Raw genomic sequence first — 672 nt, forward strand, 5'->3', positions numbered from 1 at the left:
CAAGAAGAATTCACTCAGTTTTTTCCTCATAACGGTTGGGTTGAGCATGACCCCGAAGAGATATGGAGCACAACGCTGGATGTGATGCGCAAGGTTGTAGCAGACGCAGGTGTTAATCCGGNGCAGATATCAGGAATAGGTATTACTAATCAACGAGAGACAACCGTTGTTTGGGATCGAAAGACTGGCAAGGCAGTGTATAACGCGATTGTTTGGCAAGATCGAAGAACCGCCAAACAATGCGAGAAGATCCGGTCTCAGTTTGACGAGAAGACGTTAACGAGTAAAACGGGACTTGTGCTGGATCCTTATTTTTCGGCAACGAAAATAGCTTGGATTTTGGATCATGTCGATGGCGCTAGAGTAGCGGCGGAGAACGGCGACTTAGCTTTTGGAACGGTGGATAGCTTCTTACTCTGGCGTTTGACCGGTGGTAAGCAGCATGCAACAGACGCCACCAATGCCTCTCGAACCAATCTGGTTAATATTCATGAGCAGCAGTGGGACGATGAGCTGCTCCAGCTTTTTGATGTGCCAGCCTCATTGCTTCCTGAGGTGAAAGACTGTGCTGCGGACTTCGGGGAGACTGCAAAGGAGTTACTTGGTGTAAATATACCAGTGTGCGCACTTATCGGGGATCAGCAATCTGCTTTAGTTGGCCAGGCATGTTTT

At 48.4% G+C, this 672-nt stretch carries 1 protein-coding gene; it reads left to right on the top strand.

The window, feature by feature from the left end:
• Window positions 1-672, top strand: a 672-nt coding sequence (locus A3750_RS05700; RefSeq protein WP_255374870.1) for an FGGY family carbohydrate kinase, incomplete at both ends; no start/stop codon positions are given.

This window comes from Oleiphilus sp. HI0079, assembly GCF_001635105.1.